The organism is Elusimicrobiota bacterium (assembly GCA_041660185.1).
Taxonomy (GTDB): domain Bacteria; phylum Elusimicrobiota; class Elusimicrobia; order 2-01-FULL-59-12; family 2-01-FULL-59-12; genus JBAZWU01.
Genome location: JBAZWU010000009.1, coordinates 79799 through 105841, shown reverse-complemented (window position 1 = coordinate 105841; position 26043 = coordinate 79799). Strand labels below are relative to the sequence as shown.

Sequence of the window (26043 nt, the reverse complement as noted above, 5' to 3'; positions counted from 1 at the left end):
TCAGCCGTTAAGAAAGAGGTTATGCGGAAGTTCATCGGTTGCTCCGATGATAGGATAGTTGGCGCAGCGCCTCAACCGTTCCGATGACCGCCTGATGGATGGAAAATTGATCGATTCGCTGCCGGGCCGCGTCGCCCATGGCCCGGAGACGAACCCGGTTTTCCGAAAGCGTCCGGAAATGCGATGCCAGTGTCGGCACGTCGCCTAAAAAGAATATCTCGCCTGTTTCCCCTGGCCGGACCAGATCCGGTGCGCAACCGGCCTGATCACAGACCAGGACTGGAAGGCCGCTCGCCATGGCCTCATTCGCCACGAGTCCCCATGTTTCCGTTCCATCGGAGGGCAGCACGAGCGCATCGGCAGCCACATAAGCCTTCGGCAAGGCGTTCTGGTTCAGGAAACCGGCAAAGCGCACCGGCAGGTTATGGATTGCGACAAACCGCTCCAGCTCCGTCCGCAGCGGGCCATCCCCGACGACGAGTCCAACGATAGACCGGGCTTTCGGAGCGGCCTGACGGATGGCTTCCAGAAAATCCATCGGGTGCTTTCGCGCCAGCAATTTCCCGGCAAACAGAAAGACCGCGGCCTCCGGCGGGATTCCCCACTCTTTCCGCAGAGCCTCCCGATTGGGCCGCAACACTCTGGCGGAATGGTCAAAAAAATCATTATCGACCGCATGCGGAACGGAGAACATCCGCGACGCGTCAGCGCCGTAGTGAACCAAATACTCCCGCGCCCGCTGGCCGACCACGAGATACCCGTCAAACCTCGGGATAAAACGTCGATAAAGGATTTCTTTGGCCAGACGCACAAACGGAGAACGCGGGGTGACAAGCTGCGAATCCCCGCGGATCAACAGCGGTATGTGTTGACACCGGCAGGCCTGGATGGCCTGCCAGAAACTTTTGACGTGCCAACCGCTCACCAGAAAGGCGTCAAAAGCCATGGACCGGATCCGGTCAACGATCTCCGGGGTATCGCACCCGAAGAAGTGAGAGGGGCTGGGGTGCTTCGCGATATTTTTCAGGAACCAGCACGAATACCCCTCCAAGAGAGGCTGGTCCCACTCGAACGGCACGCCAAATCCCGCTTCCGCCTGGCCCTGAGGCGTTTGCTGATGCGCGTAAAACACCTGAAGATCGATCTCCGGATGGTGGGCGAGTGCCCGGTACCAGGGACTGAAGTACTGGATCGGATGAGTCGCCAGGATGCCCAAGCGGAATCTCATGCCGTCTTCCTCCCGGCCAGCGCCCGATTAAAGGCTTCGCACATCCGCCGGGTCATCCCGCGGGCCGAGTAACGGCTGAAAGCCGCCCAGTCCGCTTCCGGCGCGGCCTTCGGCCAATGCTCAAACCATTGCCGGGTGATCCGTTCCGAAACCGACTCGGCTGTTTCGCCTGATCTGAAACTGACCAACTCTCCCGCACCGGTTTCACGCAGGACCTGGCAGACGCTGCTCTGCTCATGGAAAACCGCCAAAAGCGGTTTTCGAGCAAGGATATAGGGATAGATCTTGGAGGCGGTATACCCCGGATCCTCTGACCCGGGAACAAGAAGAGCGTCCGCATCGAGCAGACACCGAAGCGACTCAAAATAACCGACCTGCTCTTTTTTTTCTTCAACGAGATCACCCACCCCGCAGGCTTCCGCCAGAAGGGCCACCCTGCCGGGGAGCAATCCTCTGGACGCATAATCCGTACCAATAAAATGAAGCCTCAGGTTATTCCATTCGGCGTCCTTCTGGCGCGCCCGGGCGAGTGACAGGAAAAGAGCGCGCAACGCCAACGCCATATCTTTCCCTCCGCGCCCGGCATAAACCCAATGACGCCGTCCATCTCCTGTCCGGAAAACGGATTGCTCAATCGAATGCTGTTGAAGGTATTCGAAATCCAACTCCGGCGCGCCAAAAGGTAATACAGTAAAACAATCCGCACTCAGGCGTGGATATCGACGGGAAAGCATTTCGACGTACGCCGTGGAAACACTGATGATATGAGACACATTTCGAAGCGCGTAAGGCTCCAGCCGACAATCGATGGCCCGGGATAGCTTCGCCTTTAAACCCAAACAGTTCCGCCAATCGTCATTCCCCCCGGCCGCTCCAGCGTCATTCCCCGCGGTCTCTGGCGGGGAATCCATCCTGCCATCAACAGCATGCTTAGATCCCCGGCCAGTGACTGCCGGGGATGACGTATCGGTGAATGCGGGGGATGACGACTTTGTCTCCGGCACCCAGGGATCCTGGAAATCGAGCACATAGGGCACCCCATGTTTTTTCGCCCAGAGCGGGCCCAGAATCATCACCGGGAACATCGTGGTCGAGAAGAAAATGAGATCCGGCTTCTCGCGCTGGATGATTTGACTCCCGAGACGATAAAGAGACGGAAGGCTGCGCCATCCCACATGTGTCAATCCCAGCCATCGGGTCCATCCCCGCGCCACCGACGTCGCCTGAAAAACAGATGTGTCCGGCGGGACCGTATCCGCCAACCGGGAATCACGCGCGCCACCCTGCTCCTGCGGATCCGTATGAAGAACCAGGGGCACCCATCCATTCTCGGACAGATAAGGGAGCGCCGTCCGGGCCCGGTGCATATCCGGATAAGTCACCGGCGGCCAATTCGGAGAAACGATCAACACGCGCTTCATGTTGAAGACCCTGTCTGCGATTTCCGGAAATAGGGCGCCTCCAGCCATTTATAGGAGAGCCACCCCACCGGCAAGAGAACCGCCAACAACAGAAAGAATGCCAGGTATTGCGTGCTCAGCGAAGACCCCAGGTGATGCGTCAGGGTTCTTGAAATAAACCAACAGGGCCACCAGTGCCACAGGTAAAGGCTGTAGGACCAGCGTCCGATCGCCTGAGAGGCAGGCCAGCTCAGGGCATTCGCAAAAGAGGAGGGGCTGACGACCACATTCCACAGCATCAGGCCATACCCCAGCGTGAGCACGGGCTCCGCCATAACTTGAGAAAGGACACCGGCGCGTCCAGCCCAACGAATGATCTCCGTGGTCATCAGGAGACGACCGGCATAGGCTACCAGTAATCCAACCAGAAACCCTTGTCTGCCCTGCAGCACCCGGGGCAGGGGTCGTTCCTGCACCACCCAGCGGGCGATCCAGATCCCCCAGCAAAATTCAATCAACCGCGGCGGCAGCTGAGATTTCCATAGAGCGACCGCGGATTCCGCGTGTTGATACATCCACAACCGGAAACCCACGGAAGCGATCATCAACACAACCAGGACACGACCGAACCCCCAACGGACGGACGCCCAAATCAGAAACGGCAACAGAAGATAAAAATGCCACTCGGTAGCCAGGGACCATAACGGGGCTGCCAATTGTCCTGTTCCAGGAAATATCGTATGCGTAAACGTGCCGTGCGCGAAAAGATCTTTCGACGGAAACGGTCGACCGCTCAACCATAGACCGGCGGCGCAGACAAGCGCCGCCATATAGAAACCCGGGGACAAACGCAGCCATCGCCGTTTGATGAAAACCGCGTAGTTCCCCCAATCCAGAGTGGTCTGCCGCCGGATATACATGAAGTACATGCAGAAACCGCTGATCACAAAAAATAGATCAACACCGGTTCCGATCAGCGAAACGACGCGCTGAAGATCGAGGGGAACACCCCTGAAGCGCCCAACAACTAAAGACGGGTTACCGCAAAAAGACCAGACGTGCGCCCAGATCACGCCGAGGACAGCGAGCGCACGCAATCCGTCGACCGGAGCGATCCGATTAGAGCCCTTTTCCAATGGCCACCTCCAGATAATCTCCTGTGCGGGTCCAGTGCACCAGGGCACGAATGCTGTTGGCGAGCGCTTCCCGGCGCTGGATCCATCGAGCTATTTTCCAGGCCCTTTGCTGCCAATCTTCCCAAAACGTCATCCCCGAGAGCCCCTGTCGGGGATCCATAATTTCTGGTAAAGGTTTGCCTGGATTCCCCGCCAGTGACCGCGGGGAATGACCAGTTCGTCCGTAAGGAAACGGTGATCCCGCGATCCGGTAATCGACCGGCCCCTGGAACCCGACCGCACGCAGGATTCGCGTCAGTGACGCCGGCGTCCAGAAGAGCAGGTGCTCGTCGAGCGTCATATGCACCCACCGATTCCGGTAAATCCGGCACGCCAGGCCGGCGCCGTACGGACACGTGAGCAGAAGAACACCTCCGGGACGAAGCAGGCGATAGGCCCCGCTTAAGAGCGGCCAAGGATCGACTAAATGTTCCGCCACGTTCAGGAGCGTCACGAGGTCAAAGGAACCTGTTGGGAGGCTATCGATTCCCCCCCGGCGTAGAAATTCGTTTTGCCGGTTTTCCGGAAGATACTCGTCAAGGCCTTCCGCCTGGAAACCCAACTGCCGGGCGATGGAAACAAACGTACCAGCCGCGCAGCCGACATCCAATAAGCGCCATCCCCGGGGAGGCGTTTCAGGCAAGAACCGGCAAGCTCTCGCCAGTTTTTGCCGTGCACTCAAAATCTCGGCAGGTCCTGCAGCATCGTCGGACAACTGAAAATGCGTATACCCCTCGGAATAGAGGTTCGCCAGATCATCCTGAGACGGCATGGATTTCTTATAAACCAGGCCACAGGAACAACGCATCACCGCGCAGGTCCCCTGCCAAAACCCCGTATCGAAGAGCTTGACGCTGAGAGAAACGGGCGCCCGGCAGGCGGGACATTCGGAACGAAGGATCATTTGTTCATCCATTCTCTTTTCGGGGAACCGGTAAATTTAGATCCCTCAACAGGTCGCGGAAGCGCCGCTCCCAGGTGTGGTGTTTCCGGACATGTGCCTGTCCCGCCGCAGACAGACGCCGGCGCTCCGCCGGGTGCGCCAGATAATACCGGATCTTTTCCAGAAGATCTTTCATCGAGTCCCATGTGGCGATATCCACACCGGGATGAAACAGCTCCCGCAGCTGCGCGCAATCCTGCGCCAGATAAAAACCGCCCGCCATCGGAATCTCAAAATCACGCAGCCGGAGCTGGCGCCGTTCCTGATGCGTCCCTGGCGTGTTGCTGAAATGGGCAAAACCCAAATTAATCGCCGCCCCTTTTACCAGGGGATCGAACATCGCGTCGGAATATTCCCCGTAGAGGCACTCCCCGGGGACCTCCGCAGACGACGAAGGCCGGCCCCGCCAAAGACGCAGGCGCCGCTGGATAGCGGAGAGCGCGTTCCCGACTCCCATCTCCGCCAGATAAGGTTTCGCGTAATAGCGCAGATCGTGAAGAATCTTCAGCCAGGGTTGTGCTTTCGATTCATCCAAGCGATCGTCCGTCTGCCATCCATGTCCAAAAACACGCAGCGGCAATCCGGCGTGGGCTATTTCAGACAACGCACGCCGGCGGAACTCCCAGGGCGAACCCAGGTAGAGCACCCCGTCAAACAAAACGTCATCCGCCGCCTTGGCGGAGGCCGGTGGATTGGAGGCCATTGGCATATACCAGGGCCGGATTTCCGCGCGGCGCAAGGCACTCCAATGATCGCGCTGGGCGCAGGCTAACCGGTCGAAATATTTTCCAGTGCGCAACACGCGGTGCCACTGACCCACCAGGTCCACATGGTAGTTGACCATCGGCACCTGCAGCAGACGCAATTGTTGAGCGGTTTCCTCTTCCAGCACATCGTCGTAGATGACCGCAAAAATCAGGTCCAACCGCCCCTCGGCACGCAGTCGGCGCGCGGTATAGAGGAGTTCCAGATTGATCCGGTGGTTAGCCTGGCGGCCTTCCCGTTTCCATGACTTCCCCATGTGCGAACCGTAGAAAAACTCCTCCACCCGGCAGCCCAGACGCCGCCATCCCTCGGAAAGGTGGCCCGGCATCCAACCGTCCCTACACAAAACCGTCAGAACATTCATAACACAGCCCCAGGGGACGTAGTTGCAACTTTGCACAAATGAGAGCTCTCGCAGTCGTGCAAAGTTGCAACTACGTCCCCTAAGACGTTTCCTTTCATTTCAGCGCCATCCGGTAAATGCGTTCGTAATTTTCCACCATTTGCTCCGATGAAAAAGCCTCTTCCGCCCGCTCGCGGCAGGTGAGCCGGCTGATGCGGTTGATCCGGCCGATCGCTTCAACCGCTTCGTCCACGCTGCGAACCAGGAATCCGTCTTTCCCGTCCCGCACAATTTCAGGCAACGCCCCGCGCGGGCAGGAAATCACAGGCGTTCCGCAGGCCAGCGCTTCAGCGAAAACAATCCCGAAGGGCTCTTCCCACTCGATCGGAACCAGGAGCGCCGATACCCGCCCCAACCAATAGTTTTTTTTCTCGTCATCCAGCGGCCCGATGTATTCAATCCCATCTTTCCCCAGATGAGGAGCAATCTCGCTCTCCCAATAGGCCTTTTCCTCCCCGGCTTCCGCATGATTGCCCGCCAGGATCAGCGGCCGGCCGGCTTTCCGGGCCGCGGCGATAGCGGTGTGAGCGCCTTTCAGCCTCTCGATGCGGCTGAAGAAAAGCAGCGGCGCGTCCGGAGGCACCGCCGGCTGGAAGGTGTAGTGCTGAAGATCGATTCCGTTGTGCACGGTGTGCCAGGCACCTCCGGAGCGGCGCCCCTCCCGACAAATCGAATCGCTGCACCCCGTGAACGTCAACGTTTGGCGGGACAAACAGACCGCCCGCCGGACCGCGGCATCCGTTGGCTTGCGCTCATACGTCATGATCTTCGGCCGGGCCTGGCGGAGCAAGGGCAACAGATACAGAAGCCTCGAAAAAGAATGAATGACTTCCGGCTGAAACGCTTTCACCGCGGACCATAAGGCCGCCAGATTGCGGCCGGTATCCACCAAGGCCTGCGACCGCTTCCCGGGCCAGGGAAAGAAACGGTCCACCGGCACCGTCGAATCCGCATGAGCCGCCAGCGCCACCACGTATCCCCTCTGCCGCAAGCCCCGCGCCAGCAGGTCCACAATCCGTTCAATACCTCCATACAGGCGTGGAGGAACCTGCAATTCCGGATCAGCTGTCAGCAGGATCTTCATCGCTTCCTTTCGGCCGTCGCCAGCACATGTATTTCATGATCTTCACTCAAAACCCGCGTCAGGTAGCCGCGCTCCTGAAGCCAGGACAATACCTCGTAGGGAGCCGCATTCAGACGGGCCAACGCCCGAGGATGCAGGCTGAGCACAAGATCCGGCTGATGCCCCCGGAGAAGCTCCTCCGCTCCACGCAGAACATCCCATTCGCCGCCTTCCACATCAATCTTGATGAGATCTGGCACAAGCCCCAGACGCACCGCTTCCTGGTCCAGACTGACCATTGGAACGGCCTTCGTCACAAATCCATCTACCGCGACACGACCGTTCATGCCTTCGGCACAATCGTCGCCTTCCCGGTAATAAAATTCCGTCTGACCCTCTTGAGGCCCGCAGCACACCGGGCGGATCACCACGCGGCCAGCGCCGCCATTCCATGCCAGATGCCGCTCCAGATGACGGCGGGTCGGCTCATGTGGCTCATAGGCCACAACACGCCCCTTGGGCGCCGAGCGCTGGAGAGCGATCAGCGTGTAGGTGCCGATATGCGCGCCGATGTCATACACAACATCTCCCGAATGAACCCGTTCCGCAAACGTCCGATAAGCGATCTCTTCCAGCGTTTCCCAGTTCTGACTGGCGAAAAGCGTCCCCAACTGCATGGCATATCCTCCGACAACCACACCGATCCCGCGTTGGCGGCCAAAACGTTCCAACACCCGCGTATAGGGATAGCGAAGCACGGACCAAAGCCATTCGCAGGACCGCAAGCCTGGAGCATGGCGCAACGTTTGAGCCAGACGCCTTAATCCGCTCAGCATACTTCCCCTTTGTCGTCATTCCCCCCGGCCGCTCCACCGTCATTCCCCCCGGCCGCTGGGGGGGAATCCATAGATCCCCCGCCAGAACCCGCGGGGGATGACGAAAAGGAACCTGCGGGGGATGACGGAACGGGTGTCCCCAATACTTCTTTGACAGCAGCTAAAAGCGTCTCTGATTCTTTTTCCCAGTTGTAGCGCGTTTCGGCCCACTCCCAGGACTTCTGTTTCATCTGAAGCAAGAGACCCGGGGTCTCCAAAAGCGCCCCCAATCGCTCCGCCAGAACTTCCGGACGGTCACTGGGAACAATCACGCCGAATCCCGGCGCGTCCACAACCAGTTCCCGGTAGGCCTCCGTGTCGGCCAACATCAGCGCCAATCCGGCCATCATGCCGGCAAAGGCTTTGTTGCCAAGGGACAACTCGTGAAAGGGTTCATGATCCGGCTGCGTGGCGAGCGCGATATCGTATTCGGAAGCGGCCCGGATCACTTCCCCGGGCGGCACCGGCGGGCGGATCTCCAGACGGCCGGCCAGGCCCAGGCTCTGCGCCTGCCGCCGGAGTCCTTCAACATAGGCGCTATCGGGATGCCCCTGCAAGACGAGCCGAATCGGGCGGGAAATCCGGGCCATCGCCTGCAGCACGTTCCCGGCCTGGGAATGAGGCCCGATGGTCTGTCCCATCCAATACAGGCTCACCTGTTGGCGCACGGATCGACGGGCAGGAGGCAAGACTCCCTGTCGCTCCGCCAGATACGGCACATTTCTTAAAACAATGGGAGATTTCGGAAGGTTGTGCCGGTCCTGCAGCCAGCGGGCCGCCGGCGGGGCCATCGTCGACACATACGCACAGCGCTTGAGATACCGGTCTTCCAGCCACCGGTGAATGGCCCTCCCCGATTCCATAGAATAATCCGCTTGAAGATCTTCCGCATCAAACGCCAACCGGGACTGCGCTCGATCGGCTGCCCAGGCGGCGGCCGGCAAGGCTTGATGCTGTTGGGCTATATACAGATCCGCCCGCTCGCCAAGAGCCATGCGAGCGAGTTCCGGATTGGCATAGCAGCAGGCGCGGGCCGCCACCGCTTCCACAGGAATCACCCGAAAGAGATGCCGATGGGCATGCAGCCTAAACCGGACCCACTGCCAGCGAAGACGGGCGATCCGGCCGTTGAGAAATTCCACGGGATGATGTGTCCATCGCGCCTTTTTGACAAGATCGCCGTCCTCGGCCGCCCATTTACCGATGAATCGAGGCGTGACGACGCTCACCGCGTATCCGGCTTCCGCCAGGGCATTCGCGCTTCGAATCATCCGGGGATTGGCGACCGGATGGCCATGGCTGATGAAACAGATTTTTTTCATTTTCACTTCCATGTTTTGCTCGCGCGAAGCGGCGACGTCTGTTTCACAAAAATCATGTCCGATTGCCACAAGGCGCTGTCCAATGGGCGGCGCATGAAATTGCAGACGTCATGCAGCGCGTACCCATGCTGCGCCAGCCAGGCGATCAGCTCCGCCGCCAACGGAACACCCTCATAGACATCGATATGATTGACCTCTGAGAGAATCACTTCGATGCCCGGCAAAATCCGTTCGGCGCCGCGCAGGACTTCCAGTTCATATCCCTGAACATCGATCTTCAGAAAATCAGGAGAGATCCGGCGCTCCTGGCAATACCCATCCAGCGTGATCATCCGGCAGGACCGGACCGGCCCGATCGCCGTCGCAGGGACTTGAGGATCGGCGGAGCTGTGTTCTTTGAAAAGAGTCGAACCGCCCAGCTGGTAAAAATAGGACTGACTGGATACCTCCCGGGCGCCGACCAGGGTCCGAGTCACCGTCAACCGCGGGTCCCGGCGAGCGCGGTCCTGAAGCACCTGAACACATTCCGCATCGGGCTCAAAACAATGCACCGCCATTTCCGGCCAATACGTCCAGGCCTCGTCAGCGAACAACCCGGAACTGGCCCCCACGTCCAGCAAGAGGTGCGGTTGAAAACCTGTTTGGCGCAGACGCTCCAGCGCCAGCTCCTGAAGAGGGAATCCCAGACGCCGGCGCAATCGTTCGGCGATGATTCTTCGAATCGTTGAGAAGATCATAAGACCGCCCCGGGAATGCCGGGGCCTTCTGGATGAAGCCAGACCACGTTGCGAAAAACAGGCGGATCCTTGATTCCCGGCAACGCCCGAAGACGCAGGCTCTGTTTCAGGCCGCCTCTTTCAAGATCAAAACCGAAGGCCTTGTATCCCTGGCGCGTCATCAAACCATGCAATTCATCCGGGCTGGAACCCGCGTTCTGCAGGAGTTCAGGTTCCACTTCCGTAATCACAGCCGGACGCCGCTCAAGGAACTTTCCCATCCCGCGCAGAACCCGGCATTCAAAACCTTCCGCATCGATTTTCACCAGCACGCGCGGTCCAATCGACGCCGGCAGAACATCATCCGCCCGGCGAACAGGAATTTGAACCGTCTTGTACGTGAGCCCCGCTTGTTCCGGCCGGGCCGCGAAAGTGGACCAGCCGCTGGATTGCTGGATCATTTGAAAAGGCAACTCTCCGTTTTGATCGCCCAGTCCAATCGGAAAAACAGTCACATTTGACAGACCGTTGATCTCCGCTTGTTTTCGCAAACGCTGCACAACGGATGGATTCGGCTCGAAAGACAACACGCGGCCGGACGGACCGGTCCGCCGGGCCGCGGTCAGCGTGAGCATCCCGATATTCGCGCCGATATCAATGAAGGTGTCGCCGGGCCGCAGCACAGTCTCAAGAAGCACCTGCGTCTCCAGATCGTAGTAGCGCCCCAGAAAGTAGGTATACCGGTCTCCCCAATCCTCCAGCTGCAGATTCATCCGGTACCCGTGCCGCTTCCCGCGAATAATCACCGGCGGCAGGCCGGACCAGAGATCGCTGCTGCGGATGGCCAGGCCCAGCGGGCCGCAGAGCCGCTCCCAGCCGGGCAGTTCAAAACGGATCCAAGGACGCATCGCATAAGCGAGGCCCCGGCGCAATCGATGGAGGATGGTCTTTCTCATGATGGCTTCAAAATGAAATGGTTGTTGTCCTCTTGCGGACCGTCGCCGAGCATCCCATGAAACGGTTGTCCATCCAGGCCGCAGATTTCATATCCGCTTTGACGAATGGTCTCGGTAAGATCCTGACGGCTGTATCCAAAACTTTCCCAGGCAAACACGTGAGTCTCCAGCAGGATCCAGGGACGGCAGCGGCGAAGCGTCTGCGCCGCGCCCAGAAGGACCTGCCGCTCGGCCCCTTCCACATCAAGCTTGATGACACCGGGGTCAAAAGTGAACGCCGCGCAAAACGCATCGAGCGTGGTCATGGGAACGCGCGACGGCCGCATCACGGGTTTGGCTTTATCCTTCCAGTACCAGTATTTCCCCGGAGCTTCGGCGGAGAGGCTGGCGTTGGGATCAATCCCATCCGTGTGAATGACCGCCTCTCCCACCCGGTCACTGAGCGCGGCACGATAGATCTCAATGGTCAAGCCATTGACCCTTACATTTTCAAACAACAGCGGAAAAACATTCGGGTTCGGCTCAAAAGCCGCAATCCGCGTCCCGGGTCCTGCCATTTGCGCATACAGAAGACTGCAAATCCCCACGTGTGCGCCGGCATCCAGAAAAGACCGGCCCGGGGCGGCCAGGCTCAGAATTTCCCGGGTCAGTTTCTCATCGAACCGGTAAGAACCTCCTGAAAATATTCGCGGCGAAATCCGGATAGAAACCTGGCCGTCCACCAGAACCGATAAGCCCTCTGAATAGACCCAGGCGTTCCAAAACCGGCCGAGTTGCTTCACCCTCCGGCCAACGACCGGCCAGCGATCCAGGGCCAGGCTCCGGGCCAGACCAATGACTCCCCGGGTGATGATTTGAAGAACCTTCATTTCAAGACGCTCCCAGCCGGCGGTACAGATCCTGATACTTTTCCGCCATCACTTTCGAAGAAAACCGTTCCTCGAAATCACGCCGGCAGTTGCGCCGGTCAATCTCCCCCAGCCGGCGCACCTTGCCCGCCATATCGTTTTCGTCCTGCGCCAGGAAACCGTTGACCCCTTCTTTGACGAGCTCGGGCAGGCAGTACCGGTTAAACCCGATCACCGGACATCCGCACGCCAGCGCCTCAATCATCATGACGGTAAAAGCCTCGGACCCCTGCAGCGGCAGAAGATAGGCCGCGGCATTGGCCAGCAGATCCTGCTTCTGCCGGTCATCCACCGGACCGATGAAGCGGATCTGCTCTCCGTCGCACTCTTTCAGAACGTTTTCCTCAAACCAGGCCTTTTCATCCGGCTGATCGCCAATGACCCCGGCGATGACCAGCCGACGCCCGGTGGCGCGGGCCACGCGGATCGCCGAAGGAACTCCTTTGCGAGGGTCCATTCGCGCGATAATCGCCAACGGCGCATCCGTGCCCACGGTGACCTTCGGCTGAAATTGATCAATCGCCAAACCATTGTGGACTGGAATCCACTCCCCTCCAAAACCCCGGTAGCGCTCCGCAATCCAGGCTCCGCAAGGCGTGAACGCAAACCGGCGAGGATGCAGGCTCAGGAAACGCCGGAGCTGAGGAAGCTGCAGATCTCCAAAATGGAAGGTGTGGACCTTGGCGGCACGTCCCCAGAGGCGCGGCAGAAAATAGAGAAGCCGTCCATGGTTATGAATCACGTCGTAACGGCTTCCGTGGCCTATGAGATGTTCCCATACGCGCCGGACGGTTTTCTCTTGATGCCAATAGGTCCCGATGCCGTGGAACTCAACACCGGCTGGCGGAGTGGAGCCATCTTCCGCCAACAGGGTCACGTTATGACCGGCTCGAACCAGTTCCCGAAGAAGGGCCTGAACAATCCGTTCCGTCCCCCCCATGGTCTTGGGCGGGATCGGAAGCACCGGATTAACGATCTGAAGGATGTTCATGCGATCGGTGTCACAAAAACCGCGTGCAGCATTTTCTCGACCTTGGGGCGAAAAGCCAACGGCGCCATCTGCACAATCCAGTTGGCCACCTTCGGATAACGGCGGACCAGCAGAGCGGCCAACCCCATGGAGACCGGCAGAGACAGCGCATGAGCGACCGGGCGGGGCAGCCACAGACCCGCCAGCAGAATAACCATAATCATGGCGAGGAATTTGTAGAACGGCGCACGAATGCTCGACGGCAGCACGCCCCAGTAAATTCCGAATTCGTACAGACAGACGGCAAAAACCAGCTCAGAGGCCAGGAATGTCCAGCCCAATCCGTACGCCAGGAAGCGGGGAAGCAGCAGATAAGCTCCGACAAACAAGGTCACCGCCTTCAATACGCCGATCCCCTGCAAATGCCACATCCTGTTTTTGGCGACCAGCGCGAATTGAGCAGGCGAAGAAACCAGGCTCACGCAGACGCCGGCGACCAGCGGAACAAACAGTTCGCAGGAACCCAGATAATGCGTTCCATAGATCAGGAAAATCCAGGAACGCCAGAAAAGAAGAAACGTCAACAACGGAAGCGTAAGAAAGCTGAACGCCACGAGTGAATTCCGAAGGAGTTTTTCGTAAGCGTCCGGCCGGCCCAGGCGGCCTCCCTCTTCAAAGATGGCCGGCGCAATAATCGCGCCGACAACCCCCGGCAACACAGCCAGCACCATTCGTAACCCGTTGGCTGTCTGGAACATCCCCAGCTGGAAAGCCCCTCCAGGATAGTGATCGAGCATCGCCAGAGTCAGCGTCGTAATCGGGTTGAACGTCAAATACCCCAGCCAGGCGGGGAAGGCACATCCAAAAATTTCTTTTAAGTACCGGATGTCAAGAGACACATCCAGCTGGAACATTTTCCGGTCAAATCTCCAAAGCTTCCAAGTGATAAACAAAATGCATCCAATAGCCGCCACCAGATAACCGGCTATCGCCCCCGTGGGGCCCCACCGCCAGCCCAGGAAGAGAGTTGCCCCGAACATCAGAACGCTCTGGAGAATAGAGAAAGAGGCCGCGGCATCAAAAAGCTGCAAACCCGTCAGGAGATTGAAGCCGTTGGTCAGAAGACCGTTCAGCCACCCCAGAAGCAGACATAAGCCGATGATGATCAAGGGCGTTGTAGACGGGAAAAATCGGACCCCCCAATGGGGGATCAGCCAGGCCAAAGTCAGGAAAAAGGTCGTGGAAATGAGAAAGAATATCCCCATGATCAGGGATATGAAATATCGCCCGGTCGGGGTATCGCGCCAGTAGTACTCCGCGGAGAAACGGTTTACCGCGGCATCCAGACCGAATCCCGCGATACCGGTAAAACTGACCGCGGTTGAATTGGCCAATCCCAACAGACCGAACCCGACGGGTTCCAGCAACCGGGCCAGGACAACATTCATGAAGAGTTGGATGGGACGTGTAATGACGGTAGCCGCCAGAATCCAGCGGCTGGATTGTACGCGGCCCAAACGGTGAAAAGGCTCAGCCTCTGACGGCGGAGGGATTTTTACGGGTTCGCCTTCCATGCCCTTTAAACATGGACCATGTACGCCCGAAAAGCAAGTAAAAAAATGCGGATAATGCTGATAAATCAATCTGAAATCCCTCCTTTAAACCCTCACCCCTACCCCTCTCCCTCAACAGGGAGAGGGGATGATGTTTTGAAAAAATCTGACGCTCCCTCCCCCTGCGGAGGGGGAGGGCTGGGGTGAGGGTAAAAATGGCGAGTGACGGGACAAAGACACTCGGGGGTGACGACAACTAAGTTAGTGCGGGTTAGGCGGCCTGGTCAGTATCTGTAGGGGGTTTCTGTCGCTGGCCAAACTCAATGACCGGTTCGTTTAAATACGCTTTCAGCCAGGAGAAGAAGGAATGCCCGGCGGTGACTTTTGTCGAGGATGTCAGATCAAAATCCGGCAGAAGATTCACACCCTCCGTCTCAGGGATGGGCGGCACCAACTTTTCGTCAGCAATATCAGGGGACGTAGTTGCAACTTTGCATATTGTTACAAGTGATGGATTCTGCAAAGTTGCAACTACGTCCCCTTTATCTTTATCGGGTTGGGCCTTCTTTTTCTGTAAAGCCTCTTCAATTCCTTGAACAACCTGATGAAGATCGTCAAAAGGCTGAGTCTCTTCGAAAACCTCGGGAGCGGGTTCTTCCGACGGATTTTCCAAGGCGGCCAGTTTCTTTTCCCAGACCACACGAAAATCCTCCAGCCCGGGGGTTCGGCTCTTCCCCATTTCTTCCGGGTTTGCCGCAGGCTTCTCGACCATCTGTTGACGAAGCTTTTCAATCTGGCCCTGAAGGGATTGATTCATTGAATTGATTCGCGCGACATAATCCGCTTCCATCTGCCGGCGCTGTTGCTCCAGATCCGCTGACAGCGTCTGGGGCTGAACCAGCGGCGGGGTTTCGATTTGACGATGGAGTTTCTCCATCTGGCCCTGCAAGGAATACTGGACGGATTCGATCCGTGACAGGACGTCTTTTGAAAACGGTTCCAGCTCGTGATGGACCTCTCCCGCAATCTGTTGCCGCTGCTTCTCGGGATCCGCCGCCCTGGCTTCTATTTGTTGATGGAGTTTTTCCATCTGCCCTTTCAGCGATTGCTGGATAGACTCGATGCGCTCCAGAAAATTTCTTGAGAACGGCTCCAGTTCTTTCTGAACCTCCGCTAATATCAGGGACCGCTGTTGTTCGAGATCAACGGGCACCGGGGCATTTCCGGAGGCCACCGCTTCGAGCCGGGCGGTAAAGTCTCTGGAAACCTGTTCGATTTCCTTGTGAATCTCTTCCACGATTTGAAACCGTTGTTTCTCGAGATCCACGGGAGGATCGGCTTGTTTTTCCATCTGAGTTTGCAGGGACCGGGTAATGGATTCAATCCGCCCGGTCATGTCCTGGGATACCTGCTCCACTTCCCTGCGAATTTCCTCCGCCACCTGCTGTTGCTTCTGCTCAAAATCAGGGTCAGCAGGCGCCCTGGAAGGAACCGGAGTTCCAGGCGTCTTGGAATTGGGTTTGATGATACGCATACCAATTACAGTCTAGCGGTCTTCGACGCGATTTCAAGAGCTATTTTGGGGGGAAGAGACGGTCAGCTCTTTCGTGTGCGACGCCAGCGGCCCCATCGAAAGGGCCATTTCAGGCCATGGGAACGCCCTACGGCTTTTTCAAGTTTCTTCACCTGCTCATGCAAAGCAACCAGTTCCTGGCTCTGCCGTTCCAGTTGCTGCTCCTTGCCCTCGATTTGCCGGGCTTGCTCGGCGGCCTGACGGCGGATATCCTCTTCGCGTTGACGCCACTCGGATTCGCGGGACCGGTAATCCTGCTGCAGGCGTTCCTGGTCATTCCGAAGCGCTTCCTGTGACTTCTGGGCCAACTGAGAACGTTCGTGCCCCAATTCTTTTTGCAGGCGCTGGGCCTGGGATTCCAGACGATCCCGAAGCTCCGCCTGCGTTTTTTCAAAACGCTCGGCGTACTGTTTTTCCAGCGTCTGTTCCTGCTCGGCCAAGTGCCGGGCCAGTTCAGCCTGTGCTTTTTCCACTTGAATCTGGTGCTCCGCCAGCCACTCCTGCCGCTGCTTGTCCAGCGAGGCGCGCAGCTCGGCGCTTTGCGCCTCCTGGCGTTTGACCAGCTCCGCTTCCTTTAACAACCACTCGTCTTTGAACCGGGCCTGCTCAGACTGCAGACGAAGATGCTCTTTATCGCGTTCCGTTTTCCAGGATTGCTTCTCTGTCTCCAACTGTGCCAGCAGCCTCTGACGTTCCCGCTGAAATTCCTGTTCCAGCGCATGTTTTTGTTCTACCAGCTGTTTCTTCACGCGCTCCTGCTCCTGCTGGCGAAGGGCCGCTTCACGGGAGGCTTGATCCTGAATCTGCCGGCGTTCCCGGCCCAGTTGTTGTTCAAACAGTTTTTTGCTCTTCTCCTCCAGATCCACGAGATACTTTTGCTGCTTCTCGGTCATCTGTTTCAGAAGCTCGGCCTCTTTATCCTGCCAGCGGGCCACCACTTCGGATTCGAGCTGGGCGGCTCGGGCCACCATTTCCTTTTCCTTCTCCTGTGTTTCCTCCTGCCAGCGCTTTTTCTCTGTTTCCAGCGCTTCCTCAGCCCGCCGAATCGTCTCTTGCGCTGTCGCGCGTTCCGCCTCAATTGCCTGCTGGAACTGCTCGGTTAGCCGTTTTTCCTTGGTCCCCCATTGCTCCGCGAGCGCTTTTTCCTTCAGAATAAATTCGTCGCGCAACGCGTCGTCCGATTGACGATTCTGCTCTTCCAGAAGACCTTTGTGCTGTTCCAGAAGCGCTTTCGCGTGTTCCTGGTCGCCCTGGAGGTGTCTAACCTGGTCGTCAAATTCCTGACGGAGCTGGTCCTTCTGCTGCTGCAGGCGCTCGTCATATTGCTTCCGAATCGCCTCTTCTTTCTCAGCGACAGCTCGGCGAAGCTCGTTTTCAATGGCTTCCTGCTGAGCCGCGAGGACTTCTTCGCGTTTGCGGAACTCTTTTAAAAGGGTTTGTTTTTCGGCTTCGAGCGAAGACTGGTGTTCGGCCAACCATTCGGTGTGCTTTTTCTCCCACGACGCCCGGAGCGTCTGACTCTCGGCCTGAACCCGCTGGGCCTGCTGAGCTTCTTTCTCCAGATACTCTGTCTCGAGCCGGGACCGGACCGTTGACAGTTCGCGGGAATGAGCCTCCCGTTCCTCTTGCCAGGCGGTTTGCGCCTGAACCCATTCCGACTTGAGACGCTCCTGCTCGCGCTGAAGCTCCTCTTTCCAGGCCGATTTGGACACCTCCAGCTGCTGGCGCTGCCGGTCCAGATCAGCCTGGCGAAGCGCCATTTCCTGCGCCAGACGTTCGTCCAGCGCTTGGGTCCGCCGGGCGATCTCTTCGGCAATTTGCTGGCCGGCCTGCTCGTGTAATGCCGCTTCTTTCTGGCGATACTCGTCGGCCATCTCCGCCAGGCGCTGGGATTCCTGGAGTTGCCACTGCTCTTCCAGCTCGTTCTGGCGTTTGCGGTACTCGGACACCAGCAGCGCTTCCCTCTCCTGATGTTCCTTGACAAAGAGTTGCCGCTCGGCCGCGAGTGTTTCTTGGCGGCGCTGCAACTCCGCCTGAACCGTCGCCCGTTCCGACTCGAGCGCCTGCTCGTATTCGGCCGCCATTTGTTTTTCCCGGATGGTCCAATGGGTGGAAAGATTCTTTTCCTTTTGAACATACTCTTCGGTGAGCGCGGCCTTGGAGCGTTCCAGCTGTTCATCGAGACTCTGGCGGTGTTGTTCCAGAATCTCCTGGCGTTTGGCGTAATCCTCCTCCAGACGCTCGCGTTGAACCTGGAATTCCCGCTGGAGGTCCGAGCGGGACTGATCTAAATCCGTTTGGAGCTGGCGGTACAGTTCCGCCTCTTTCCGGACCCACGCTTCCTGGCGTGCGGTTTCGCGGTTATTAAACTCTTGCTCCAGCGCGATGCGCCGGGCCTCAAATTCCTTGTCCAGAACATTCTGCCGGGCGCTCTGTTCGACCGCCAGGGCCTTCTGAGCCTCAGCGGCCTTCTCGAGAAACTCCTGCTCCAGCGCGGTCCGGCGTTCCTGGAGCTGCTGTTCCTGGCGGCGAACGTCTTCCTGCCACAGCTGTTTCTCGTGCTCCACTTGCGCCTGCAGCGCTTCGGTTTCTTTGGCCACCTGCCCGGCCACTTCCTGCCGCAGCTGGTCTTCGAGCTCCTGTTTTCTGTTCTTGTATTCCCGTGTGAGATGGTCCACAAACTCCGCTTCTTTTTTGTGCCACCGCAACGCCATATCCGTTTCCAGATCCGCCATCCGCGCGAGCAAAGCCCGTTCCTTGGACTTAAAATCGTCTTCCAGTCGTTCGCGCTGAAGATCAAAAGCCTGCTGCACCCGCTGGATCTCCGCCTTGGCCGAGAAACGCTCCCGATTCAGCGTTTGCTGGTACTGGTCGTGGACCTGTTTTTCTTTCAGGGCCCACTCCGCGACCAGATTTTTTTCCTTATTAACAATCTCCTGGAGGAAAACGGATTTACTCTGGTCAAATTCCTGCTGGAGTGCGTCCCGATCGCGGGTCACTTGTTCATTCTGATGGAGACGCTCCGCGTCCAGCTTGGCGCGTTCCTCGAGGAGAAGTTTTTGATAGTGCGCGTGGGTTTCCGATTCCTTTTGAACCCAGGCCTGGCGGCTCTCCGACTCCTGGCGGGCCAGCCGTTCTTCCAGCTCGGTTTCCCGCTGGGCATGGTGTTTCTCAAGATCTTTTTGATGGGCGGCGAAATCGGACTCCAGCGCCTGCTGTTTTTCGTCAAACGCTTTTTGCGCCTGCTGCAGCGCTTCCTGGTGCTGGGACAACCACTCTTTTTGCTGGTTCGTCCAATCAGACTGGAGAGCCTGGATCTCCTGTTTTTGCCGCTCCAGCAGCTCGGTCTCTTTGGCCAGCCATTCCCTGGAGAGCACCGCCTGTTGTTCTGACAGGCCCTGCTCCAGATGATCCCGCTGAGCCAGGAGCGCCTGGCGTTTTTCTTCGGCCCGCGCTTGAAGCTGTTCTTTTTCCTTGGCTAGGACTTGCTGCTGAGCCGCACGCTCGCGGGCCAACTGTTCTTCGATCTTGGCTCGCTGTTCGGTCTCCTTCTCGATAAATGCCTGCCGAAGCGCTTCTTCCTTCTTTCGGAAAGCCTGTTGAAGTTCCAGATCGCGATCCGCGGTCTGCCGCTGAAGTGCGGTTCGAGTCTCTTCGAGTTGGGCTTCCTTGTCTCTCAGTTGCGCCGCCAGCTCTTCCCGAAGTTTGGACTCTTTCTCGGCAAAAGCGATTTGCAGACTCTTCTCTTGCTGGCGATGCGCTGTGGCCAGCGACTGGGTGCGTTCGTCGAACAGGGCCTTATGGTGTTCTTTTTCTTTTTCGAGATCCTGCTGCCGCGTCTGCAATTGGGACTGGAGAGTCGATTCCATCTCCACACGGCTGGTTTCCGCCTGCTTCCACACCGCCTGCTCCCGCTGGACCCAGAGACTTTCCAGCTCCCGGCGGCGTTCGTGATACTCTTTCTGAAGGGCTTCCTCCTTCTGCTTCATCTCCAGTTCGGTGCGCAGGAGGATTTCCTTGAGTTCCTTCGTCTCCTTCAGCCATTTGGCCTGGACCTCGGTGATTTCCTTGTTTTTCTCCTGGATCGCCGCCTCGATGGCGGCTTTGATATCTTTCCGTGATTTGGCGAGCTGAGACGCCAGCTCCTGTTCGGTCCGCTGCTCAAAAGCCATTTTCTCCTTGTGGAGACGCAGCAGATCATCGTCGCGCTGGGTCAGGAGCTCCTTGACGCGCGCCAGCTCCGCTTCGCGAAGGTCGCGCGCTTTCTGCCATTCCAAAAGGGTGTCTTGAATTTCCTGGAGGCGGGCTTCCCACTTCGTCTGTTCCTGGAGAGCGACCTCGCTGCGGATCTGTGCCGCGAATTCCTGCCGGTATTCTTCCTGAGTCCGCTGGCTGGCCTGCCACTTCGACTGAAGATCCGCGATGTGAGTTTCCGCCTCAGCGATCCGTTGCCGCCAGACCTTCTCCCGGGCGGAGAGGTCCTGCAGTTCCGCTTTCAGCGTGGTATTGAGATCCTGTAGGCTGCGCAGACTGGCGATCGCCCCCCTCAGCGCCAGACGCGCGGTTTCCAGATCCGTGATTTCCTTCTCAGAGTAGGAATCTTCCCAGGAACTCATACCGTAGTCCTTCCGGCATTTTCTCTTTGTCACCTTGTCTCAAAAGCGCATTTTCGCTTTATTGACACATGGTTTCAGAAAAAGGCATTCCCCTCCTATCAGGAGAACAAGGAAGTCTCAAGGATTTTATTCTAGATAATCCAGCCGGTTTTGGATCGGATAATGGCCAACCGGTCACGGAGTTGCTCCCTGATCGGCAGGGGGAGGTCAATACGTTCCTGAAGCTGAACCAAACAACGAACCGCGGCCTGCTGAATGTCCCGGCTGGGATTGTCCACGAGAGAAACCAGCACGTCCATAGCCTCGCTGCTGGCCAGCTCCGAAAGTGCCCAGAGGCCCGGCACTTGCGTCCCGCCGCGAGAATCATTGACGAGCTTGCGCAATTCTTCGAGAGACGCTTTCGGATCAAACTGGTAAAGGGCTTTGGCCGCCCGGGCGCGCACCCACGGATCTTCCTCCTTGAGAAAATTCCGCAACATCTCCTGCGCCCGGTGGGTATCCTCGTTCTTCACCAGCTCCGCTTCGATCGCGTCGATCTGTTTCATCCCGGGCACGACCTGCAAATCCGTCGGAGGACCGAGAAAAACCTGAGACCCCATGGGCAGACTGGAGATGAGACGCTGATGATGCTCTTGCAGCAGGCGGGCCACAACCCCGCGGCGGCCAAAATAGGCCTGCAGCACCCCGACGAACACGATGGCGAGGCCCATCCCGCCGACCGCGAAGAGAGCCAACCCGCCATAAAGCAGTCTACGGAACTGATCTTTTTCGTGTTCCAGATTTTCCAGCCAGCGTTCCTGGGCCTGCCAGAGCCGCCGGATCAATTGCTCCTGATTGTTTCGCGATTGTTCCAGCCACTCCTGCATCGCGGCTTGCACGCTGAGCGGCTGGCCTTCCGAAGGGAGTTTCCGGTACAGGTCCCGCAGAAAATCCTTCATCGGAACCGGTACCGCGTCCGGAGAAGGCGCCAGCTGCGACTTCAAAGCCGAGAGGGCCTGATGCGCCTGATCCGACGGCGAGGTGAGCGCCAAGGCGCGCGTCAACGGTTGAACAGCCCCGTCAAAGTCCTTGTGGTGATACCGGAGAAAGCTTTCTTCCACGAGCGCTTTGACGAGCAACTCTCGCGCCTGGTGATTTCCCGGCCGGCGGGCCAGCGCCTTTTCCAAACACTCCGCCGCCCCCGCATAGTTCCCATCCAGAAAAGCTTTCACGCCGCCGTTCAAGTCGCGCACGAAAGCCCGGCGCGACAGAACGTATCCCCCCCAGAAACCGGAGGAAACGATAAAAACGATCAGGCCCGACACAAGTGCTTTAATTCTCATGGCTTTGGCTCCAGAGCGTTTAGTATTCGCGTCGCCAACAACTTTAAACGCCAATCTTCCGACAACATCGGCTGAAGCGCTTCCCGTACCAGCTCAGGGCGGCCCGCCTTCAGGCCATCCTCGGCTATATGTTCCATAACTGGAGAAGAGGCATTCTTCAAGAGTTCTATGAGTTGCGCGATCGTGTCTTCTCCCCCGATCCGCCCGGCCGCGGTGGCCAGGGCCTCTTGAACGTCGATAGAAGATTCTTCGCGCACATGCTCCAGGAGAAGCGGTCCCGACTCCGGCCCCCCCACGCCTTCCATGGCCCGGGCTGCGACATAACGCATTTGAACGTCTTCCGCCTCAAGATAGGTCGACACGATCAAAGCAACCATCGTGTCCCGGCCGGTCTTGCCGAGCGCGTCCACCGTGACGATCCGAACGGCCTGCTCCGGATCATGCAACATCCGCTGCAGCGCCGGAACGGCTTTCGCGGAATGGAGTTCGCCTAACGCCCAGATGGCAAAACACCGGGTGCTGGTGCGCGGGTCATCCAGTTGCCGGGTCAACCAACGGAGCAGCTCAGGGTGTGACTGCTTTCCGAGCGACTCGAGGATTTTTGAGCGGGCCCCGGCAGAGGTGGATCGGCGATACGCCTCCATCAAAAGCGGAACGGCCTGGGGATCCAGCGCGGGCACCATCTTATCGCTGGATAAAACCGCAGGGGACAAAGAAACCCCGAGGACAACGACCGAAAGACAACGCATCCAGAGTCCCCCCGTTACCCGCATCGTCTTACCGGTCAGGAGGAACGTACGCCAGAGCGGCCCGCACGCGCTCTTTTAAATACTCCTGATCAAACGGTTTAATCAGGTAGTCAAAGGCACCGATGCGAAGGGAGTCGATCGCGATTTCCACCGCCGGGAAAGCGGTCATCAACATAATCCGCAGATGGGGCCACCGGCTGCGAAGGTCGCGGGCCAGCGCCAGCCCATCCATCGGTCCCGGCATCCGGAAGTCGGTGAGGAGCAGATCAAACGTTTTCTCGCTGGCCAGGGCCATGGCTTCATCCGCATCCCGGACGGTTTCAACCTCATACCCCAGCGGGCCCAGAACCCGGGCGCAAAGCTCCCGGACAGGTCCCTCGTCGTCAACGACCAAAATACGTATGGCGGACTCTGTATTCATGCGATTGCTTTTCATGTAACTCTTCGGAAAGGAAGACGCAAGGAAATGAAACGTTAACGGCTTGTTTTCTTACGACGCGACGCCGCCGACGACAACACCTCTGGGGATCCGCAGGGTGGGCAGGCCATCGGAAACCGGGGCGCCCTGGCCGTCTTTACCGCAGGTGCCGACGGACCATCCCATGTCGGAGCCGACCAGGTCTATGGCTTTGAGAACATCCGGACCGTTGCCGAGGAGATTGGCCGAACGGATCAGCGACCCGACCTGGCCGTCCTTGATGAGAAACCCTTCTTCAACCTCAAAAACAAAATCCCCGGTTGCCGGCTCGACCTGGCCGCCGCCCATCCGGGTCACCAGCAACCCATTCGGGATGGAATGAAGAATGGCTTGAGGATCATCCGGCCCGGGCGCGACAAAGGTGTTGGCCATGCGCGGGATGGGACGATGCCGGAAGGATTCGCGGCGGCCGTGCCCATTGGAGCGCACCCCGTCCTTGCGCGCGGTTTGCCGGTCATAGAGATAGGTTTTCAGAACCCCGTGGTCGATCAGCACCACGCGCTGGGCCGGCGTTCCTTCGTCGTCAAAAGCGTAATACCCCCGTTGCCCCGGCATAGTGGGGTCTTCCAGCACGCTCACCTTCTCGTTTCCGACGATTTTCCCGATAGCCCCCTGATAAACCGGTGAAACACCTTTTTGAACCGCATCCGCTTCAAGCGGATGCCCGATCGCTTCATGGATCAGCGTTCCCCCCGCTTCGGCCGCGATGATCACGGGCATTTCTCCCAGAGGCGCCGGGGGCGCGCTGAGCCGATCAACCGCTCTCCGGGCCACTTTCCGGGCAATGGCGATGACATCGTGCTTCGTAAAGAGTTCGAACCCGCCGCTGCCGCTGATCGCCTCATAGGCGGTTTGACGCGTTCCTTCTTTTTCCGCCACCACCTTAATGGAGAAGGTCACAACGCTTCGCCACTCCTCGGATTGTTCTCCTTCCGACGTCAAAATCCGAACCTGTTTCACCGACTCGCCGTAATGGATGGAGATCTGGCGTACGGAGGGGATGGAGGCGGCCTCGTAGGCGCTCTTCACTAAAGCCACTTTGCGGTCGGCCGGGATTTGGTCGAACGGTTGGCCAATGGAAGGTCGTGACAAACGCAGGGGGAGAGGCACGATCGAAGGTTTTGTCGCTGGGAGAGCGAGTGGCCCGATCAACTGTCTCGCCAGCAAAGCGATGGCGTCGTCATTCGGATCGTCGATAGAGGCATACCGGTTCTCGTCGCCAATCCGGTACCGGAGACCCGCGCCGCACTCCTGCCCTCCGGTAAAGCGTTCCACTTTTCCCTCTTCCCAGCTGATGGACAGGGAAGACGCTTCCTCCCAATAGAGATCGGCGTAATCCCCGAAAGTTAATAACGAAAATAAGGTTGGGTTCATTTTTCTCCGTCATCCCCCGCGGGTTCTGGCGGGGGATCAACACATCGATGATGGATCCCCGGCCAGTGGCTGCCGGGGATGACGTTTGCGGATAGGTATTCTACGATACCGCGGGCAACGTCACGACGAAAACACTGCCTTCGCCAAGGGTCGATTCCACACGAATCTGGCCGCCGTGCTCTTCCACGACTCGTTTGACCAAGGCCAGCCCCAGTCCCATCCCCTGGACCTGGCCGGTGAAATGATCATCGATCTGATAGAACTTCTGGAAGATCTGCTCTTGTTTCTCCGACGGGATTCCCGGGCCGTTATCGATGAAAGAAAGGCGGACCGTCCCGTCCAGGAACTGCCCCCGAATGCAGAGTTGGCGCGGCTGGTTCGGGTTGAACTTGATGGCGTTCTCAATCAGGTTCCGGAAAACCTCTTTCATCCAGATCTTATCCAGGACCACCATCGGCAGCGTCAGGAGTGACGGCTCCTTGATAATCTGGGTTTCAACCGTGCGCAGAAGCGGCGCCAGATCGGTCAGCGCTACATCCAGAACATCCGCGATACTGTACGGCTTGCGTGTCAGCTCCAGGGTCTCGGATTCCAGGGCCGCAAACCAGACCAGCTTCTCCACGAGGCTCGTCAACGTCTGGCTGTTGCGATCAATGGTTTCGATGGCGGTCCGCTGAAAGCTGGTCAGCTCCTCAGGCTTTTCGAGCAGCATGGGCGTAAAACCACGGATCGCGACGAGCGGCGTCTTCAGCTTGTGCGACACAAGGGCCAGAAAATTCTTCTTCATCTGGGCTTCACGCCGCTCTTCCGTGACGTTGGATAACACGAGGAGATAGCCGGTCACTTTCCCCCGGTCATCGCAGATCTGGTTGATCACTCCCGCCAGAAACAGCGACGGCGCCGCTAGACGGGACAACTCCACACCGCCGGCCCCCCCGAGGGTGGAGGCGATTTCCTCCCAGGCCGGTTGAACCTGAAACGTTTCCTCAATCGATTTCCAGGTGGTCCCATCCAACTGGGAACTCCCCAGCAACTTCCGGGCCGCCAGATTGGACAACACCACCCGTCCCGCTGGATCCAGAAGGATCACCCCTTCGATCATTTCTCCCAGCATGGTGGACATTTTTTCTTTTTCCTGCCGGATCGACTCGAAGAGCCGGGCGTTTTCAATCGCGACCGCGGCCTGGGACGCGAAGGCTTCCAGAATCCGTGCATCCGCCTCACTGAAGGGCTGACCGTCGGCACGATTAATAACTTCCATCACGCCAACCAGTTTGTCGTACACCTGCATCGGAACGGCCAGAATGGATTTCGTCTGAAACTGGGTGGTTTTGTCAGCCTTTTGCGTCCAGCGCGGATCCTGAGTCACGTCATTCACGACGGCCGCCTGGCGGTGTTCCGCCACCCATCCCGCGATGCCCTCCCCTTTTTTCAGGCGAATCTGCTGCAAGGCGCCTCCTTTTTCTCCCAGCGTCAGATCGAAATACAGTTCATCCGTGACGGGATCCAGCAGGAGCAGGGAAGAGGCCTCGGCCCGCACGACTTCGCTGGCCAGGCGCATGACGGTCTTGAGCAGGTCGGAGAGGCCCAGCGTCGACGTAATGGCGCGCGTCGCCTCAAAAATTCGGATGAGATCCTGTTCCGAGAGCTGCAT

General features: G+C 58.3%; 20 protein-coding genes. All 20 read right to left on the bottom strand.

Annotated features, from left to right (window positions below; genetic code table 11):
• Positions 1-31 precede the first annotated feature (31 nt).
• A complete protein-coding gene (locus tag WC859_08310) occupies positions 32-1228 on the bottom strand; it encodes a glycosyltransferase family 4 protein (GenBank protein ID MFA5976148.1) in 1197 nt (398 codons plus the stop codon).
• A complete protein-coding gene (locus WC859_08305) occupies positions 1225-2649 on the bottom strand; it encodes a hypothetical protein (protein ID MFA5976147.1) in 1425 nt (474 codons plus the stop codon). The genes WC859_08310 and WC859_08305 overlap by 4 nt, the downstream gene beginning before the upstream one ends.
• Positions 2646-3764 (bottom strand): acyltransferase, encoded by a 1119-nt coding sequence (locus tag WC859_08300; GenBank protein MFA5976146.1) that lies wholly within the window; start codon positions 3762-3764, stop codon positions 2646-2648. The genes WC859_08305 and WC859_08300 overlap by 4 nt, the downstream gene beginning before the upstream one ends.
• Positions 3748-4707, bottom strand: a complete 960-nt coding sequence (locus WC859_08295) for a class I SAM-dependent methyltransferase (protein ID MFA5976145.1) — start codon at positions 4705-4707, stop codon at positions 3748-3750. Before WC859_08295 ends, WC859_08300 begins: the two co-directional genes overlap by 17 nt.
• A gap of 4 nt (positions 4708-4711) precedes the next feature.
• Positions 4712-5839 carry a glycosyltransferase gene (locus WC859_08290; GenBank protein MFA5976144.1) on the bottom strand — a complete coding sequence of 376 codons (1128 nt, stop codon included), beginning with the start codon at positions 5837-5839 and terminating at the stop codon, positions 4712-4714.
• 130 nt (positions 5840-5969) lie between these two features.
• Complete coding sequence (locus WC859_08285) at positions 5970-6998, bottom strand: glycosyltransferase (protein MFA5976143.1); 1029 nt, start codon at positions 6996-6998, stop codon at positions 5970-5972.
• Complete coding sequence (locus tag WC859_08280; protein ID MFA5976142.1) at positions 6995-7813, bottom strand: FkbM family methyltransferase; 819 nt, start codon at positions 7811-7813, stop codon at positions 6995-6997. The genes WC859_08285 and WC859_08280 overlap by 4 nt, the downstream gene beginning before the upstream one ends.
• Positions 7807-9174, bottom strand: coding sequence for a glycosyltransferase (locus WC859_08275; GenBank protein ID MFA5976141.1), 1368 nt, complete (start codon positions 9172-9174; stop codon positions 7807-7809). The genes WC859_08280 and WC859_08275 overlap by 7 nt, the downstream gene beginning before the upstream one ends.
• A 2-nt stretch (positions 9175-9176) precedes the next feature.
• On the bottom strand, positions 9177-9911 hold the full coding sequence (locus tag WC859_08270) for an FkbM family methyltransferase (protein ID MFA5976140.1): 735 nt from the start codon (positions 9909-9911) through the stop codon (positions 9177-9179).
• On the bottom strand, positions 9908-10846 hold the full coding sequence (locus tag WC859_08265) for an FkbM family methyltransferase (GenBank protein ID MFA5976139.1): 939 nt from the start codon (positions 10844-10846) through the stop codon (positions 9908-9910). Before WC859_08265 ends, WC859_08270 begins: the two co-directional genes overlap by 4 nt.
• Positions 10843-11715 carry an FkbM family methyltransferase gene (locus WC859_08260; GenBank protein MFA5976138.1) on the bottom strand — a complete coding sequence of 291 codons (873 nt, stop codon included), beginning with the start codon at positions 11713-11715 and terminating at the stop codon, positions 10843-10845. Before WC859_08260 ends, WC859_08265 begins: the two co-directional genes overlap by 4 nt.
• Before the next feature lies 1 nt (position 11716).
• Entirely contained in the window at positions 11717-12745 is a 1029-nt protein-coding gene (locus tag WC859_08255) for a glycosyltransferase (protein MFA5976137.1), read from the bottom strand.
• Positions 12742-14298: an oligosaccharide flippase family protein gene (locus WC859_08250; GenBank protein MFA5976136.1), complete on the bottom strand. Its 1557-nt coding sequence runs from the start codon at positions 14296-14298 to the stop codon at positions 12742-12744. The genes WC859_08255 and WC859_08250 overlap by 4 nt, the downstream gene beginning before the upstream one ends.
• A 250-nt stretch (positions 14299-14548) precedes the next feature.
• On the bottom strand, positions 14549-15811 hold the full coding sequence (locus WC859_08245) for a hypothetical protein (protein MFA5976135.1): 1263 nt from the start codon (positions 15809-15811) through the stop codon (positions 14549-14551).
• A gap of 62 nt (positions 15812-15873) precedes the next feature.
• Complete coding sequence (locus WC859_08240; GenBank protein MFA5976134.1) at positions 15874-20466, bottom strand: hypothetical protein; 4593 nt, start codon at positions 20464-20466, stop codon at positions 15874-15876.
• A 131-nt stretch (positions 20467-20597) separates the two neighbouring features.
• The gene (locus WC859_08235) at positions 20598-21788 is read right to left on the bottom strand and encodes a HEAT repeat domain-containing protein (protein ID MFA5976133.1); all 1191 of its coding nucleotides are present in this window, start codon (positions 21786-21788) and stop codon (positions 20598-20600) included.
• Positions 21785-22537, bottom strand: coding sequence for a HEAT repeat domain-containing protein (locus WC859_08230; GenBank protein ID MFA5976132.1), 753 nt, complete (start codon positions 22535-22537; stop codon positions 21785-21787). The genes WC859_08235 and WC859_08230 overlap by 4 nt, the downstream gene beginning before the upstream one ends.
• Before the next feature lie 28 nt (positions 22538-22565).
• Positions 22566-22958 (bottom strand): response regulator, encoded by a 393-nt coding sequence (locus WC859_08225; protein ID MFA5976131.1) that lies wholly within the window; start codon positions 22956-22958, stop codon positions 22566-22568.
• 69 nt (positions 22959-23027) lie between these two features.
• Positions 23028-24389 (bottom strand): TldD/PmbA family protein, encoded by a 1362-nt coding sequence (locus WC859_08220; protein MFA5976130.1) that lies wholly within the window; start codon positions 24387-24389, stop codon positions 23028-23030.
• Positions 24390-24489: 100 nt separating this feature from the next.
• The gene (locus WC859_08215; protein MFA5976129.1) at positions 24490-26043 is read right to left on the bottom strand and encodes an ATP-binding protein; all 1554 of its coding nucleotides are present in this window, start codon (positions 26041-26043) and stop codon (positions 24490-24492) included.